This window comes from Photorhabdus khanii NC19, from assembly GCF_000517265.1.
Taxonomy (GTDB): domain Bacteria; phylum Pseudomonadota; class Gammaproteobacteria; order Enterobacterales; family Enterobacteriaceae; genus Photorhabdus; species Photorhabdus khanii.
The window spans coordinates 571,576-588,872 of sequence record NZ_AYSJ01000014.1 but is presented as its reverse complement, the minus strand read 5'-3'; the positions used below and the strand labels follow the sequence as shown (position 1 = coordinate 588,872).

15 protein-coding genes are annotated in these 17,297 nt (G+C 40.4%); 10 read left to right on the top strand and 5 right to left on the bottom strand.

Going from position 1 to position 17,297, the window contains the following annotated elements; all coding sequences use genetic code 11:
* Nucleotides 1-91 precede the first annotated feature (91 nt).
* The 3 genes from pabB to PTE_RS18095 all read left to right on the top strand — a co-directional run bounded on the left by pabB (nucleotide 92) and on the right by PTE_RS18095 (nucleotide 3,557).
* Nucleotides 92-1,462, top strand: coding sequence for an aminodeoxychorismate synthase component 1 (gene pabB, locus PTE_RS18105; RefSeq protein ID WP_036849612.1), 1,371 nt, complete (start codon nucleotides 92-94; stop codon nucleotides 1,460-1,462).
* Nucleotides 1,459-2,022, top strand: coding sequence for a CoA pyrophosphatase (locus PTE_RS18100; protein ID WP_036849411.1), 564 nt, complete (start codon nucleotides 1,459-1,461; stop codon nucleotides 2,020-2,022). The genes pabB and PTE_RS18100 overlap by 4 nt, the downstream gene beginning before the upstream one ends.
* A gap of 170 nt (nucleotides 2,023-2,192) precedes the next feature.
* Nucleotides 2,193-3,557 carry an L-serine ammonia-lyase gene (locus tag PTE_RS18095; protein ID WP_036849409.1) on the top strand — a complete coding sequence of 455 codons (1,365 nt, stop codon included), beginning with the start codon at nucleotides 2,193-2,195 and terminating at the stop codon, nucleotides 3,555-3,557.
* 336 nt (nucleotides 3,558-3,893) lie between these two features.
* Here the strand turns inward: PTE_RS18095 and PTE_RS18090 are convergent, their stop codons facing one another.
* Nucleotides 3,894-6,179 carry an amidase gene (locus PTE_RS18090; protein WP_051477450.1) on the bottom strand — a complete coding sequence of 762 codons (2,286 nt, stop codon included), beginning with the start codon at nucleotides 6,177-6,179 and terminating at the stop codon, nucleotides 3,894-3,896.
* Between the two features lie 806 nt (nucleotides 6,180-6,985).
* Between PTE_RS18090 and manX the strand changes: the two genes are divergently transcribed.
* The 5 genes from manX (at nucleotide 6,986) to mntP (ending at nucleotide 11,181) form a co-directional block, all read left to right on the top strand.
* A complete protein-coding gene (manX, locus tag PTE_RS18085) occupies nucleotides 6,986-7,966 on the top strand; it encodes a PTS mannose transporter subunit IIAB (RefSeq protein ID WP_036849407.1) in 981 nt (326 codons plus the stop codon).
* 58 nt (nucleotides 7,967-8,024) lie between these two features.
* The gene (locus tag PTE_RS18080) at nucleotides 8,025-8,825 is read left to right on the top strand and encodes a PTS mannose/fructose/sorbose transporter subunit IIC (protein ID WP_036849405.1); all 801 of its coding nucleotides are present in this window, start codon (nucleotides 8,025-8,027) and stop codon (nucleotides 8,823-8,825) included.
* Between the two features lie 14 nt (nucleotides 8,826-8,839).
* Nucleotides 8,840-9,706 carry a PTS mannose transporter subunit IID gene (locus PTE_RS18075; protein ID WP_036849404.1) on the top strand — a complete coding sequence of 289 codons (867 nt, stop codon included), beginning with the start codon at nucleotides 8,840-8,842 and terminating at the stop codon, nucleotides 9,704-9,706.
* Nucleotides 9,707-9,774: 68 nt separating this feature from the next.
* On the top strand, nucleotides 9,775-10,233 hold the full coding sequence (locus PTE_RS18070) for a DUF986 family protein (protein ID WP_036849402.1): 459 nt from the start codon (nucleotides 9,775-9,777) through the stop codon (nucleotides 10,231-10,233).
* 366 nt (nucleotides 10,234-10,599) lie between these two features.
* A complete protein-coding gene (mntP, locus tag PTE_RS18065; protein ID WP_051477449.1) occupies nucleotides 10,600-11,181 on the top strand; it encodes a manganese efflux pump MntP in 582 nt (193 codons plus the stop codon).
* Nucleotides 11,182-11,238: 57 nt separating this feature from the next.
* On the opposite strand, the gene rlmA is transcribed toward mntP, so the two are convergent.
* Nucleotides 11,239-12,057 carry a 23S rRNA (guanine(745)-N(1))-methyltransferase gene (rlmA, locus tag PTE_RS18060; RefSeq protein WP_036849398.1) on the bottom strand — a complete coding sequence of 273 codons (819 nt, stop codon included), beginning with the start codon at nucleotides 12,055-12,057 and terminating at the stop codon, nucleotides 11,239-11,241.
* A gap of 280 nt (nucleotides 12,058-12,337) precedes the next feature.
* Here rlmA and PTE_RS18055 point away from each other — a divergent pair, with 280 nt between their 5' ends.
* Together PTE_RS18055 and PTE_RS18050 are read left to right on the top strand one after the other, a co-directional pair.
* Entirely contained in the window at nucleotides 12,338-12,589 is a 252-nt protein-coding gene (locus PTE_RS18055) for a hypothetical protein (protein WP_241826044.1), read from the top strand.
* A complete protein-coding gene (locus PTE_RS18050; protein WP_051477448.1) occupies nucleotides 12,549-12,938 on the top strand; it encodes a DUF2335 domain-containing protein in 390 nt (129 codons plus the stop codon). The genes PTE_RS18055 and PTE_RS18050 overlap by 41 nt, the downstream gene beginning before the upstream one ends.
* 498 nt (nucleotides 12,939-13,436) lie before the next feature.
* Here the strand turns inward: PTE_RS18050 and PTE_RS18045 are convergent, their stop codons facing one another.
* The 3 genes from PTE_RS18045 to PTE_RS18030 all read right to left on the bottom strand — a co-directional run bounded on the left by PTE_RS18045 (nucleotide 13,437) and on the right by PTE_RS18030 (nucleotide 17,208).
* Nucleotides 13,437-13,646, bottom strand: a complete 210-nt coding sequence (locus PTE_RS18045; protein WP_241826043.1) for an addiction module antidote protein — start codon at nucleotides 13,644-13,646, stop codon at nucleotides 13,437-13,439.
* Nucleotides 13,647-13,725: 79 nt separating this feature from the next.
* Nucleotides 13,726-15,798 carry an ATP-binding protein gene (locus tag PTE_RS26645; RefSeq protein ID WP_071993000.1) on the bottom strand — a complete coding sequence of 691 codons (2,073 nt, stop codon included), beginning with the start codon at nucleotides 15,796-15,798 and terminating at the stop codon, nucleotides 13,726-13,728.
* Nucleotides 15,799-15,882: 84 nt separating this feature from the next.
* Nucleotides 15,883-17,208 (bottom strand): TRM11 family methyltransferase, encoded by a 1,326-nt coding sequence (locus PTE_RS18030; RefSeq protein ID WP_036849397.1) that lies wholly within the window; start codon nucleotides 17,206-17,208, stop codon nucleotides 15,883-15,885.
* Between the last annotated feature and the right edge of the window lie 89 nt (nucleotides 17,209-17,297).

Below are 17,297 nucleotides of genomic sequence, written 5' to 3'. Positions count from 1 at the left end.
ATCTCAGGTAAGGAGTGGATTTCTATGTTAATCTCTGGGGATGAAAATCAATGCCAACTCTTGCATTACAACGGTTAAAACCAACACCATAATGAGTACTTCACTGCAAAAACGACAATTACCTTATCAATCAGACGCAGCCATCAACTATTTCGCGCCGATTTCAAACCAGCCTTGGGCAATGCTGCTCCATTCTGGTTCTGCAAACCATCCCCATAACCGGTTTGATATTCTGGTTGCAGAACCATTAATAACCCTGCTCAGTCATGAAAAATCAACCGTAATAAATGAACGTGGTGATACTTATATTACTGAGGAAGATCCCTTCTATCTGCTAAAAAAACAACTGGAAAAGTTAAATATTACAGCAAAGTTTGATCCTGATTTGCCATTTCAGGGTGGTGCACTGGGTCTCTGGGGATATGATCTTGGACGTTGTATCGAAAAATTACCGTCACAAGCCAAAAATGAGTTGTCATTTCCAGATATGGCAATAGGTATTTATGACTGGGCGCTGATTGTTGATCATCATAAAAAAGAGGTGACTCTATTTAGCTACAGTGATGCTGATACACGCCTGAACTGGCTTATATCCCACCAGGCTTCGCCAAAAACGGCTTTTACACTGACCAGCGAATGGCAGTCAAATATGAGTGCAGAGCAATATAATGAAAAGATTAGCTGTATTCATGACTATCTATTAGACGGCGATTGTTATCAAGTCAATCTGGCACAGCGATTTTGCGCTGATTACCGGGGAGATGAATGGCAAGCATTCATCAAACTGAATAAGAGCAATCGCGCACCTTTTTCTGCCTTTATTCGTTTACCAGAAAACAGTGTCATTAGTGTCTCTCCTGAACGCTTCCTACTCCTGGAAAATAAGCAAATTCAGACTCGGCCAATCAAAGGAACATTACCGCGCTTAAACGACACAGAAAAGGATACATTACAAGCTGAAAAACTGGCGGCATCAAAAAAAGACCGGGCCGAAAACCTGATGATTGTCGACTTATTACGTAATGATATTGGCCGGGTAGCCACACCGGGATCAGTTAAAGTTCCTGAATTATTTGTCGTTGAACCATTCCCTGCCGTTCACCATCTGGTCAGCACAATTACCGCAGTACTACCAAATGAACAACATGCCACGGACTTACTGCGCGCCTGTTTTCCAGGCGGTTCTATTACCGGTGCTCCTAAAATCAGAGCAATGGAAATAATAGAAGAGCTTGAGCCTCATCGCCGGCATGGATATTGTGGTTCAATTGGCTATATTAGCTTTTGTGGCACGATGGACAGTAATATTACTATTCGTACCCTCTTGACCGAGAAAGAAAAAATATATTGCTGGGCAGGTGGCGGAATTGTTGCCGACAGTATTGCTGAAAACGAGTATCAGGAAACATTTGATAAGTTGAATCATATTTTACCGCAACTGGGAAAAATAAAATCGATATGATGCCATTATCTGATTTCATTAACAGATTTCAGTTACAGATTCCATCACCCCCTAAACGGCTTGCAAATAACACCCGCCATGCTGCGGTGTTATTACCGATCATCTGCAAGCCGAAACCAACGCTATTACTGACCCAGCGCGCCACCACATTACGATCACACGCCGGTCAAGTAGCCTTTCCCGGTGGGGTTGCAGATCCCGAAGACAAATCAATCATTGCTACAGCACTGCGGGAAGCAGCAGAAGAAGTCAACATCCCCCATCAGAAAGTTAAAGTTTTGGGGCAACTCATGCCCTTAGACAGCATGAGCGGTTATCTGGTGACACCCATTGTTGGGTTATTAGCCCCAGAGTTGTCTTTCCACAGCAACCCGACAGAAGTTTCCAGTATATTCGAAATCCCTTTATCTGAAGCGCTTTCTCTTTCAAGTTATCATTATCTTGATGTTAACCGCCGTGGTCAGCAATATCGCATCTATTTTCACTGGTATCAGGGGCGACTTATCTGGGGCCTGACAGCGGCTATCATTTATCAATTAGCTCAACAGGTTCAGGTTTGATCCAAATCATGAGAAATAATCACCCTGTGTTTTTTTCATCCATTTTTGTCACAGTTGCTATCATAATTCAAAAAAAACTGTAAACTCACTTATCAACACTACTAAATCACAGTAAAGTAGCGTACCCCAATATATATAACTATATCTCTATCTTTTTTAAGGAGTCTGGCGTGATTAGCGTTTTCGACATGTTTAAGGTCGGTATTGGCCCATCTAGTTCTCATACAGTTGGCCCGATGAAAGCCGGCAAACAGTTTGTCGACGATCTGGTAAACCAGGGCTTAATGCCTTCTATCACGCGTGTAGCCGTTGATGTTTACGGCTCACTCTCATTAACCGGCAAAGGTCATCATACGGATATAGCCATTATCATGGGCCTGGCAGGTAATTTGCCAGCGACCGTTGATATTGATTCAATCCCCGGTTTTATTCGTGATGTAGAGCAAACTCAGCGTATTAAGCTGGCCAATGGCTTACATGAAGTCGATTTCCCACGTGACAGCGGCATGGTTTTCCGTAGTGATAACCTATCGTTACATGAAAACGGTATGCAAATTCATGCATTCGCGGGAGACAAAGAAGTTTATAGCAAAACCTACTACTCAATTGGTGGTGGTTTTATTGTTGATGAAGAGCATTTTGGTAAACCCTCTCAGGATATCAAACCTGTTTCATATCCATTCAATTCAGCAAAAGAACTGCTGATGAATTGTAATAAAACCGGGCTATCTATCTCCGGTTTGATGATGAAAAACGAACTGGATCTCCACAGTAAAGAAGAAATTAACGCTTATTTTGCTGATGTCTGGGATACCATGCAGGCTTGTATTGAGCGTGGTCTGAACACAGAAGGCGTTTTGCCTGGCCCATTGCGTGTACCACGCCGTGCAGCGGCATTACATCGTATGCTGACCTCATCAAACAACCTGTCTAATGATCCAATGAATGTCGTGGATCTGGTGAACATGTTCGCCTTGGCAGTCAATGAAGAAAATGCCGCGGGTGGGCGTGTTGTTACCGCACCAACCAATGGCGCTTGTGGCATTGTTCCTGCCGTACTCGCTTATTACAACCATTGCATTGAGCCTGTAACACCAGAGCTGTATATCCGCTATTTCCTGGCATCCGGCGCTATCGGCATTCTGTATAAAATGAACGCCTCTATATCTGGAGCTGAAGTGGGTTGCCAAGGGGAAGTGGGTGTTGCCTGTTCAATGGCAGCAGCTGGCCTTGCTGAACTGCTTGGTGGTAGTGCTGAACAGGTCTGTATTGCCGCTGAAATCGGCATGGAACATAATCTCGGCCTTACCTGTGACCCGGTTGCAGGCCAGGTACAGGTGCCTTGTATTGAACGAAATGCCATTGCTTCAGTAAAAGCAATCAACTCTTCCCGCATGGCTTTGCGTCGTACCAGTGAACCACGTGTTTCTCTCGATAAAGTCATTGAAACTATGTACGAAACAGGCAAAGACATGAACGCTAAATATCGTGAAACATCCCGTGGTGGTCTGGCGATTAAAGTTCAGTGTGATTAATCAAATAAATAACCTGTTTTTTGATCAGTAAATCCTTCTGCCATCAAAATATCCCTACCTTAGGGTAGGGATGATAGGCGGTATCCCAGGAATCGGCCTGATTGCGATATGAGGAGAAAGCATCGCAACAGGTACTAACCTGTCGGAACAATACTCAACGGCATTAATTTCCTCTTGGAGTGATGCAGCCGCAATTACGCGAACAATGTGACCACCCTGAAGCAGTTGGTGCCCAGCAGCTAGAAGTGGGCCGAGGACCCCCACGACACTAGCAGATAACTATAAGCCATAAAAAGTCCCTTATGTCCAAGAACCAAAAGTCAATTATCCGCCTGTTTAACCAATATGTTGTGGGGCGTCGCCAGGTATACACGCAGGTATGACTGCTGACGGACATACAGATGATGGCGTAGTCCAGTCGCCGATCTGTACTGCCGCTTTACTCTCGCTTACCGGCAACTTGATACTTTTAGTTGCCACGGCCGTATTACCATATTCGTCTTTAGAAATAACAACCACGAACAGTGCTTTTGCAGCTAATGCTTTGATGTTGTAGTATTTTTTGGTGTCAACTTTCGCCTGCCAGTTAACCAAATCGCCATCAAATGGTATCTTTATCCCATTAACATAAACACGCGTTGTCGCAATTTTACTTATGTCCTTCGCCGTACCAGAAATTGTAAGCGTAGTACCAGCAAGAGATGCATTCAATACTAACGCCGGGGGCAGCTTATCTGTACGTTGCACCGGTGGTACTGTTTTTCCGTCTGAGTAGTCCAGTATTTCGTCGGCCAATGGGGGAACCCGGGTTGCTATGGTTCTGTTATTGGTGGCGAATTCATAAGCGTATGCGTACCGAAGAAGATCGTTGTCGCTGTAAGCTGGTCCAATGAATGTTAAGTTAACAGGAATACCCGTGTCCTTCATGGTCCCCATGCTCACTGAAACACTTGGGATGCCCAAGTGACGGAGAACATAGTTGGTGTTCGAGTAAAAGTTACCATTCTGCAATGCTTCGTCGTACGAGACATCATTGACATCTGCGTTAGCTTTACCGATGTTGCCGTTTGCGGGAAAAACAATGAGATCAAGCTTCTCCGCCTTCATCCAGTTCTCAAGGTCTATCTTTCGCGTTTCTTCGAGGCCGCGGATCATAGTCGTAAAACCCGGTAGTTTCTCTATGGGCTGGACCCCAGCTTTGATTGTATCGATGAGCAATTTATAATCTGAATTTTGATTAAATCCGCGACACGCATCGACGGATCCTGGCGGGCTCGGAAATACTGTCGCCGGGTCGATATTAGTCCAAGAAGGGAAATTCGGGTCTCCTACACTCTTAAGGAACTCTTCCGCCACATAGGAATTTATGTAGTTAAACTCCAATTCCATCCAGTCGAGCGGAATAAGTCCGCGCTCTTCCATCGTTCTAGTACCTACACGGTCCCCCTCATAATTATTCTGGAGTGGGAAATCGATTTCAATCACGTCAGCACCAAGCGCACGAAGGTCTACAGCAGCCTTATCCCAAAGTTCAATGATAGACGGCCTGACGCGAACGGGATCACTTCCACCAAAATCTTTGCCAATGTACATCTTTGGAACGCCAACTCTTCGTCCCTTCAGCGAATTTGTGTCCCTGAGTTCAAGATAGGTTTTAGGGCGTGCTGAAGTCACAGCAGGTAGTTTGACAACCTTCTGATGACGCCAGAGGTCTCCCTCTGTGATCGGATCATCAACCACTACCACATCCAGGACTTGAAGCATATCCTCAACAGTACGTGTATGCGGGACAACCACATCACGTATAGGGTACAGAGGCCAATTGCCTCGGATTGAGATCAATCCACGTGAAGGAGTATAGGCCACCAGAGCATTATTAGACGCAGGTGAACGACCAGACGACACAGTTTCCTCCCCCATACCGAAGGCCGCAAAATTTGCAGCCGTTGCAGTCGCCGAACCGTTCGATGAACCGGAAGACCATGCGGCCGTAAGATAGTCGGCGTTGTAGGGACTTTCCGCACGACCATAAACACCTCGCTGCATGCCACCGGCTGCCATCGGAGGCATGTTTGTCTTTCCGATGAGTACTCCACCAGACTCCCGAATCTTTTTAACCATGAAAGCATCATCTTTTGCCATCAGCTTTTTGAAGGCGGGCGATCCCGCAGCTACGGTGAGACCAGCAACCATATAGCTATCCTTAACAGTGTAAGGGATCCCATGAAGAGGTCCGAGTATAATGCCCTCAGACCGCAGACGGTCTGCCTCCGCAGCCTCCTCAAGCACGCTTGGATTTAAGACAGGAATGGAGTTCAGTTTTATACCATTGAGATCATAGGCATATACTCGGTTCAGGTACATTGTCGTCAATTCGACACTTGACAACGCACCAGCCTCCATCGCTTGCTGCATCTGTTTGATGGTTGCTTCTTGCAACGAAAAAACCCGCGTGTTGGATGCATCAGCAGTTGGCATGAATACCACGCTCATGAATAATGAGCCCATCACTACTAGTACGCTGTTGGATATGCTCCCGGTGAACTTCCTTAACCAGAACAACCATGCATGACATGTAATAGGTCGACCTGATTGAACGGCAGTTATACTTTCTAACTCCATAATTAGCCTCCAATAATGGGTGAACGTAAGGATCCGTTAATTTTTTAATAGACAAATAAGTTATTTTTATTTTAATTTATATAACCATTAGTTAGCTTCTTTTGCTAAGGACACATACCTGAGAAAGCTCGGCTGGCACAATGTGCTGTATTTGCGTGCCAGATCCCAGTGTGAAAGGTAAAGCTTGTGATGTAACTGCATTTGAAATAACACATCACAGGCATTTTTAACCTGCGGTTACCCAGTCGGACCCCATTTACTGATGCCCATTTTTTCCATTTAGCCACGGTCTTGGGATTAATATGTTTAATGAAAGCAAAGTGCCGGGTAAAAAACCAGCACTTTGTCAATAATCTGATATCCCTACCTTGGGGTAGGGATATTTTTTAGCCAAAACCCACAATGATCACTTTTCGATCGAAAAAGATGAATATATTTTTAAATTTTAATTAATAAGATGTCACCGGAAACAGAATAAATAACCACAAATATGAGTATTTAAGATAATTATAAATTAATTTCACAATATTTAGCTTATTAAATTGTTTTGTGGTTAACATTTTCATCTATTTCATTTTTTCTGACTGACAGCAATTTTCCTCAGGTATTTCTGATGGTAATCTAGCAGCCTATTTTTTCAGTCAATAAGAGATAAAGTCTAAATCAAGTCAAATATTCAGGTATCACATTGATAAAAGGTTATTATTCGTACAAACATGCTTTTTATTGGAGGAATGATTCATCAAAATTATTGGAATAACTTTGTAATAATCCTACGTTTATATTGTTAACAGAGGGGAAAACAGGTGAGTATAGCCATTATGATTGGCACACATGGCGCTGCGGCAGAACAACTGCTTCGTACCGCAGAGATGTTAATTGGGGAACAGGAAAATGTTTCTTATATTGACTTCGTTCCTGGTGAAAATGCCGACACTTTATTTGAAAAATACAACAGTAAACTTGCAGCACTTAACACAGAACAAGGTGTGCTGTTCCTTGTTGATACATGGGGAGGAAGTCCATTCAATGCAGCTAACCGTATCGCTGTAGATAAAGAAAATTATGAGATCATCACCGGGGTTAACGTTCCGATGTTGGTTGAAACCTTTATGTGCCGGGATGACGGCCCATCTCTGACAGAACTGGTTTCTGTTGCTCTGGAAACAGGAAAAGAAGGTATTCGGGCCCTGAAAACGGAAGAGCCCCAAAAAGCCGAACCGGCTAAACCGGTAGCGCCTACTATACCTTCATCTACCCCCTCAGCGGGTGGTCATATGAAAATAGCCCTGGCCCGGATTGATGACCGTCTTATTCATGGTCAGGTTGCGACTCGTTGGACAAAAGAAACCAATGTCAAACGGATCATTGTCGTCAGTGATGAAGTTGCTGCCGATACTGTCCGCGCCACCCTGCTAAAACAGGTTGCTCCACCGGGACTCAGTGCTCACGTTGTTGACGTTGCCAAATGTGTTCGCGTTTATAACAACCCCAAATACGCTAACGAGCGTGTTATGTTGCTATTTACAAATCCAACAGATGTTTTACGTCTGGTCGAGGATGGTGTTGACATCACATCTATAAACATCGGTGGCATGGCATTCCGTCAGGGAAAAACTCAGATTAACAACGCGATATCCGTTGATGAAACCGATATTGCGGCCTTCAAAAAATTGGATGAACGTGGCATTGAGCTCGAAGCCCGTAAAGTTGCCAGTGACAGCCGTCTGCAAATGATGGATCTGCTCCAGAAGGTTAAAAACGAAAAACAAACCAGAGCAATTTAACTATTACTCAATGACAAAAATTTCTTACCAAATTTAATTTGGTTATAGGAGACAAACAATGGAAATTACCGTTGTTCAAATTGCATTGATATTCATCGTAGCTTGTATAGTCGGAATGGATTCCATTCTTGATGAATTTCAATTCCATCGCCCACTCGTGGCCTGTACCTTAGTTGGGATCATTCTTGGTGATATGACAACCGGTATCATTATCGGCGGCACACTAGAAATGATTGCGCTTGGCTGGATGAATATCGGTGCTGCAATTGCCCCGGATGCTGCCTTAGCATCAATCATCTCAACTATTCTGGTCATTGCTGGTGGCCGTGATATCGGTGAAGGTATCGCCCTGGCTATTCCTCTGGCAGCCGCAGGACAAGTGCTGACCATCATTGTACGTACTATCACTGTTGCCTTCCAACATGCCGCTGACAAAGCAGCAGAACGTGGTAACCTTCGTGCAATCAGCTTTATCCATTTATCCGCATTACTGCTCCAGGCTATGCGTATCGCCATCCCGGCCCTGATTGTCGCATTATCTGTTGGCACCAATGAAGTCCAGCAATTACTCGCATCTATCCCTAAAGTAGTCACAGATGGCCTGAACATCGCGGGGGGAATGATCGTGGTTGTTGGTTACGCAATGGTCATCAATATGATGCGTGCCGGCTACCTGATGCCATTCTTCTACCTGGGCTTCGTCACAGCGGCATTCACTAACTTCAACCTGGTTGCATTAGGTATTATTGGTATTGTTATGGCCGTACTGTACATCCAGTTAAGCCCCAAATATAACAAACCTCAGGTGGTAGCTGCCCCTGGACAAGCCAATAATCACCTTGATAACGAATTAGATTAAGAGGATGAGCAAACATGTTAGATACAACAAAAACGACGGCTCAGACAGCAGACCAGAAGAAACTGACACCAAGTGACATCCGCGGTGTATTTCTCCGTTCTAATGTATTTCAGGGTTCATGGAACTTTGAACGTATGCAGGCTCTGGGTTTCTGTTTCTCTATGGTTCCGGCTCTTCGTCGCCTGTATCCGGAAAATACCGATGAGCGTAAACAAGCAATTAAACGCCACCTGGAATTCTTTAACACTCACCCTTACGTCGTCGCGCCTGTACTGGGTGTCACGATGGCAATGGAGGAACAGCGCGCTAACGGTGCTCCGATTGATGATGGTGCCATCAACGGTATCAAAGTTGGTTTAATGGGGCCACTGGCTGGTGTGGGTGACCCGATTTTCTGGGGCACAGTCCGGCCGGTGTTTGCTGCTCTGGGTGCAGGTCTCGCCATGAGTGGCAGCTGGCTTGGGCCTGTGCTGTTCTTCTTCTTATTTAACCTGGTACGCCTGTTGGTTCTTTATTCAGGTATCTCTTATGGCTATAAGAAAGGGATTGATATCGTTCAGGATATGGGTGGTGGTTTCCTGCAAAAAATGACGGAAGGGGCGTCAATTCTTGGCCTGTTTGTCATGGGGGCATTAGTTAATAAATGGACAAAAGTCAATATCCCGCTGGTTGTATCAGAAATTCCTAACCAGCAAACAGGTGAAAATACAATAACCACAGTTCAGAATATCCTCGATCAGTTGATGCCGGGCCTGGTCCCACTTTTACTGACATTTGCCTGTATGTGGCTATTACGGAATAAAGTCAATGCCCTGTGGATTATTATTGGCTTCTTTATTCTGGGGATTATTGGTGCCAGATTTGGTTTCCTCGGTCTATAATTAATCATTCGGGGAGGGAGGAATTCCTCCCCGCATTTTCTTTTTTACAGCAATACAGGGATTAAAGAATGAGCCTTAATGATATGGTATTAGTTGGTTTAATCGTATTCATGCTGGCTTTCGCTGTCTATGATGAATTTGTGGTTAATCTGCTAAAAGGGAAAACTTACTTACAAATAAAGCTAAAAAGAAAGCACAAAATTGATGCTCTCATCTTTATTATCCTGATACTTATTGTTGTTTATAATAACATCACGGCTTATGGCAGCCGTTTAACCACATATTTATTGTTATTTACTATCCTGGTGACTATTTATATTGCCTATATACGCTCACCTAAATTGTTATTTAAAAATAACGGTTTCTTCTATGCAAACACATTTATTTCCTATGATCGGATAAAAACCATAAATTTATCTGAAGATGGCATCTTAGTTATTGGCTTAGAAAATAAGAAGTTATATCTCTCAGTAAGCCAACTTGATGATTTGGAAAAGATTTATAAATTTCTCATCGAAAACAGATAGATAAACATTAATAATATATAAAAAAATAATAAACAGTCAGCCTGATGCTGACTTTTATTTTTACCCTATCTTTACCACATCAATAGATAATGATAACTATTATCGACATCACACCTCAATCCTAAAAATAATATTATTTTCCCTTTTTGAGTTATTATGCTATCTTTTAAAGAGTCATGGGGAGTAGCCTGTTTCAGAGAATTAGCTTAGTCAATTTTTCTGAAAAGCTCGTATCAACACGCTCGTTTAAAAGTAAAACGTGGTGCGGGCAGCCTTATTTCGGTTGGCAAGACCATAGCATATAACACCATCATTGGTTGGGGGTGGATTATATGTATATGGAAACACCCAACCGAGGTTATTTTAATGAATATGTACGCAACCCTTATCTTAGCTTTAGCACTCTCAATGGATGCCTTTGCTGTTGCAGTTTGTAAAGGGGCCGCACTACATAAACCACATTTTCGTGAAGCAATCCGTACTGGTTTGATATTTGGCCTGGTAGAAGCCTGTACCCCACTGATTGGCTGGTATATCGGGCTTTATGCCAGCCAATATATTATGGCGTGGGATCACTGGGTTGCTTTCACTCTGTTATTTATTCTGGGCTGTAGAATGATTACAATGAGTTTTAAAGCGAATCAAGAACAAGAGTGCGAATCACCCTGTCGCCACAACTCAATCGTGCTGATAACAACAGCCATTGCTACCAGCCTGGATGCAATGGCAATCGGTATCGGGCTCGCTTTTCTCCAGGTCAATATTGTGCATACTGCTATGGCTATCGGTATGATGACAATGATTATGGCAACATTGGGGATGTTAATCGGTCGCTATATTGGCCCGCTGTTGGGCAAACGCGCTGAATTTATCGGTGGGTTTACTCTGATTGCGATTGGTTTCAATATCTTATTTGAGCATCTCGAATTGTTTATGTACGCGAAATAACATCTTCAGCCCAAAATATTAATCTCTCAAGAACTGTATTTTGGGCTGAAATTCTAATTACCTCAGGCGTTGATAAACCCGCAATATAAAATCAGTTTCGCATTCAAACAGCGCCTTATTTGCTAGTTCTTTTTTCATCGTTTCAGTTGCCCGCCAGGCAAATGGCGTCATCTGTAATAAATGACACGCTTGTATTCCATCTAATTTCATTGAATAAGATAATGACTCATCTATTATCAATTCAAATCCTGCCAATTGTTCTGTCTTCAATGGATGAAGATGAATATTTTGATAAATCAACTCCTTGAGCTGATAAAGATGTCGAGGACCAGGAGTCACTGTCAGAACAATTCCTTGTAACTTAATCACCCTTACCAACTCTTCTACTTTGCAAGGTGCATAAATTCGCAACACCCCAGCAAGAGACTTATCGGCAAATGGTAAACGATGACTTGACGCGACACAGAAACTGACTGAAGGATAGCGTTTAGCGCCATAACGCACAGCGATCTTAGCGACATCTAACCCATAGATGTTAAGATTACGCCCCTTACTTAACCGTTCTTCAACCGCGGCAGTGTAGTAACCTTCACCGCATCCTATATCCAGCAAACTATCTGCATTTTCTGGCAGATACTTTTCCAGCAGTTCTGAAACCCGTTGTTGTAATGGCTGATAATATCCTGAATCCAAAAATGCCCTTCTTGATTGCATCATCTCCGGGCTGTCTCCTGGCTCTTTGGATCTTTTATACTGAACGGGCATCAGATTGACATACCCTTCTTTAGCACAATCAAACTGATGATTATTTTCACAGTGCCATTGCTGCCGGGTTAGCAATAAAGGTTGATGACATAAGGGGCATTGATAAGACATATGATTCCCAAAAAATAAGTAAAAATCAGCGGATACTATAGCATATTCTGATACTTTTCATCGTAAATCATACTACTTAATAGTTCTATATAAGCGATTAATCATTATTTTAAATGAAATTACATTCCACTATTTTCAGCATTATCTTTGAGCCAGCTCGCAATATTTTTGTGGAATAAATATATTTATCAGGTATTATTTCCCAATCAAAAATCAAGAAAACACCCGTTATTAATAAGTGATTCAACTAACATAAACAGCTAATAATACAGGTAATAGAATGAACATTTTTATACAATATTTTAATAAATTAAGATCTATTTCACCAAGATTCGATATTATGCCGAATAAAAATTATTTTGATCTTATTCCATCAAAAAGTGATGTTGATACTTTATCTGATGATCTGGATAAAGTCCGCGCGGATTTTGCTGTTGTACTGAGGCAATTCAATGATGAAGTTATATTATCTACAGGGAAAGAGACGATATATGACCAAAAGAATAAACAAAAAACACCCGAAAATAGATAAACAAATCTATCCAAGTGATATCAACCCATTATATTACCAGCTTCCTGATTCGGAAATATTAACTATTTATGAACGATATACAAAGGGAGCCACTGATAGATTCTTAATCTTGATCGAGCAACAACAGAAGCATAGGCATGAAATGGAAAAAATTGCCTTAGAACAAACAATAAAACAAGGTATAAGAGGGCAAAATTGTGGACTGTTACTGACTTTCACCTCTCTATTTATTGCTTTAGTATTAGGATTAAATGGACATAATTGGTTAGCAAGCATTATCGGAAGCGGTACTGTAACAACGATTTTAATTATTTATGTTTTGAACAGAAATCCACAATCGTATAAATAAGATTTCAAAATGGTGCTACATCCTATGTCATTTATAATTCTATGTATAACAATGAGTTGAAGATGGTTATGTGTAGCAGAATTATGAAACGTTATTTATAAGATAAATCAATATAGGCCAGAGTAAAAAATAAATACTGCGGCACAATTTTCAGGGAAAAACATTAATCAGTGGATTAATGGAAATATAGGTCTGGATAATGTGGATGTTAGTATCTAGAAAGTACATTCGCATCTGATTGTTCAGCAGAAAAACTACAGCAGACAAAGGTAGTATCAGTCTTTGGAGTTTTCTTCGGAGGATATGAAAAAAATAAAGAAATTATTAGTTAATTATCTGAATCTGTAACTTTATATACGACGTTAACTTCAACACCCGTAAAAGAGTGAACCTTCTCTGTAGTCGGTATTAGTTCACTCTTTTCAATTTTATCCTCTCTCCACAACTAACTAACAGCTCAGCAAATAACACGTTATTTATCACTTTTCTGTGTCAATATTATGCCGCTGCCACATGGAGTTTCAAACCTAATGCTTTAACGACTTTCAGAATAGTACCAAACTCAGGGTTGCCATCATCAGATAACGCCCGGTATAAACTCTCACGAGACAGACCGGCATCTTTTGCCACCTGAGTCATACCACCACGCGCACGCGCAATAAAAGCAGGATCATCACCAGCTTCTGTGGGAGAGTAATAAAGTTTCATACTACTTCTACCTTTTTGATAGCTGATGATTCCGTTATTAATTACGATGACAAAATTTAACCGCCTATAATCTACCCAGCTAAGAGTCAAAGTATCTATTTAAGTCTGACTCAACAACTTTGATTATATCTAACTTGCTGATTTCACTCTTGTCTATATTTATCAACACGTCACAGATCACTGCGAAAAATCCACAGGCATCAGCACAAGTTTCTATTTTAGGCTTTGATAAAAACCTAGTTGATTGATGGGCTCCAACATGTGAGTTTTTTATAGCAACTTTGAAATCATTAATGCTCAATGAATTAGTGAATGTAGAAAAATTAATATCTAAAGCTTCTGATATTTTCGTTCTTAGCTCCGGGTTTTCCTTAACCAAAGCAAGCACGTGTACCACATCTCTCAACAGGCTATCTTTCACCTCTCTCTTAGTTGTCGCACTATATAGTTTTGTATTGAACTTCGTAAATAATTGATTATGAGTCCTCAATACTTTATCCGTAGAGATTTCAAAAATAGCTCTAATTGAGCACGCTATTAGTGATAGATACTCTTCTTTAGATCTTGTTGAATACACTTTATCTATAGCGTAAATAAGATCTGACACAGTTTCAATTCTAACTTTATAACCAGATCCAGACTGTATTGTAAATAAAGATTTATTCCGTACATCTCCTGAAATGTTGGAAATTTGTTTCTCAAAAGAAAGTGTAATCTCCGTAGAAACAAGGCCTGTAATTTCATCTCTATATCTATAACTAACCTTTATTTCACGCGGATGTTCAATCGATATCAACACTCTGTTAGTAAGAAGTTCCCCATCAACCTTGATCTCAACATCACTTTTATCTACCTCTTCACCCTTGCTATTTCTTACTTGAAAAATATATTCATCTAGATCAATTTGTTCCGAGGGAATATAAAAGTTGGCTGGTTTCTTTCTATCTATAAGTATCAACGCTGTCTTATTTTTGGGTTCTATAGTTGCCTTATCCGGGATAGCTTTTCCCGTTAATACTAATTTTTTGGTATTTTTTAGTCCTTTCTTTAACTCAGCACCGTTTGTTTGGATAGACTCATTCAGGCGTCTAAGATTCTTAACCAAACTTCTGGTTAAATTGTTATCAACAAAGTTAGTTCTATCTGAGTTAAACTCAATGTCTTCACTTTGACTTCGAATACATACTCTACCAATCATTTGAGCGAGCGTATCACCCGAACTTTTCTTCCTTAATACATCAGGATCAAATATGATTATATTATTGAAAAGGTTTCTGTTAATATATATAAGGGGGTGAAGAGCATTATCATGAACCCTTTTATAGAGTTCCGATACTACTTTTGAAGTTTTTCCTTTTTGAAAATGAAAAATAACCAACTCTAAACTAATTGAGTAATCAGCTCGTTCTATAGAAAAAGGCAAAGTTCTTAAAAGTTGTCCCTTATGGAAAAACTCCACTTTTTCCTTAAAAGAGTCATATTTCACATAGAATAGTTGACTGTCTTCACTTTCCAACGTAAACGACTTTAGCTTATTTGTAGAAACTATCTTTTGCTTGTTTTCTATTTCTATATTTATATTAAATGATTCATCTATTACTGATGCAGCTAGCTTTTCAGTCACTTTTTCATCAGACAAATCCAATAGCAGTTTATTTATTTCTTCTTTACTTGCATAAACTGTAATTTCAGTACCATTTCCTGTTCCGATATCTGTGACTATTGGTATTTCAACGCCAGAGACATCCTCCTTAGAGACAAGGTCTGATTTTCTTACAGAGAATATGCTACGCACCCCATTTTTACATGTATTCCACTCGACCTTATCTCCAAACTTAAATGCTGAAAGAAAGCCTAGTCCTTTGGAACCTTGAATAATTCTTGTTATACCATCTTGTTGTACCTCATGCCCGTAGCTTTTTGTACTTTTTGATATGTGAAATAGTGACTTAATTTCACTTTCCCCCATACCATTTCCTCTGTCAGAAATAATGATCGTCTGCTGTGATAGAGAAACTTTAATTGTGACATCAGGAGAAAATGCATCATATGCGTTTTTTATTAACTCATTTAAAGCAAATAACGACGAAGGAATTTTTTGAGAAAGTTCCTCAATTAACTTTCCACCAAACTTAAGTGATGCAAACGACATATAATAAACTTTCCTTTTTCAAAAACAATCGTTATAAATAAAATCAAGAAAGATCACATAGAAAATAATCCGAAAAGTCAAGCGCTACTTCCTCATCATAAGGATTAATTCTTTATCCATTGTACTTGCAATGTTATTTTTTATTGCCATTCTTTTAGATGGAATCTCTCTTTCTATCTGATGTATAAAACTACAACCTTTGTACTCCAAAAGCTCCTTCATGATACTATCTAATGGTATTTCTATATTAGATATTCTCCTGTTACCTAAGGTCCATATCATATATGCATTATCCCGGAGATTTAATAATGAGTTATCCAAAGCAAGATCTAAATCAAAAATAAAAGTAATTAATTTTTTAATATTATCAGGATTAACTTCTTGAATTTCATTTACAGCCCTAATTAATGATGGAGACTTACACCTTAGAGACTCTAGTTTTTCAGAAGCTTGCCTTAGAGAACCACCAAGACTGCTTGAATCAATTTTATTTTGGTTTTCCAACAAGCCTTTAATCTCTAAGTTATCTATATCCCTCTCATCAATCCACTTTAAGGATAAATATGAGAACTGCCCATACGTAACTGTAGTGTTGTTATCTCCGTAGGGAGGAGAGCTTACGAGCAAATCACACTGGAAGTTTTTCTTCATTGTTTTTGATGTATCCGCATGCATGATACTCACTTTACTCTTAGAAATTGCTCTCCTTAGATTTCCCATTTCTTCAAGTACTGCTTTTTGCTGTTTTAAAGCAACTATGCTTTTCTCAATGTTCTTTGCAAATACCTCTAGTGTATTTGGTGTACTCCCAATCTGCTCACTTGACTTAATATGTAGTTTAAAAGTTGATCCTCTTGAGTTACAAACCGTCCGAACAGTGTTACTCATACACAACCAAAAAATTTTCCTCGCCCATTTCGATTTTTCAGCTTGTATGGCTCTATATAACTTACTTAAGTCCTGTTGAACCTCTTTAGTAAACCACTTATCAATATTTTTTATCTGAACAGCTACATCTATGCTTTTATCATTCTGTACTTTTTTTGTTAGGACACTGTATTTTAAGTTAAATGCATCAATATATAATGGCCCGCTCTTAACTTCACAAGCCAAAATTGAAAGAGGATTAATATCTATTCCAACAAAGTCAAGACCTCTACACATAGCTTCGCCAAGTGTAGTTCCTGAACCCACAAACGGGTCGATTATGCTTTTTACATTTAAATCTGTTTCTAATACGGCGTCAATGAGCTCCCCCTGCATTGCTGGAACCATCATTGCTGGATACTGAATCAGAGCATGACAGTATTGCCTTTTTGCCCTACCTTTAAACGACCAATAAGCTTCATTACCCCTTGAATAAGAAGTAACTTTATTCAACAATGCACTATCTCTTTCTGTTAAGTTCATATGTTCATTTCTCGGTCTTCCATATATAAACTTTATCAAATAATAGAGCATCATACCAGGTCTTTTAGTAGCTAATGCTTACATCTATC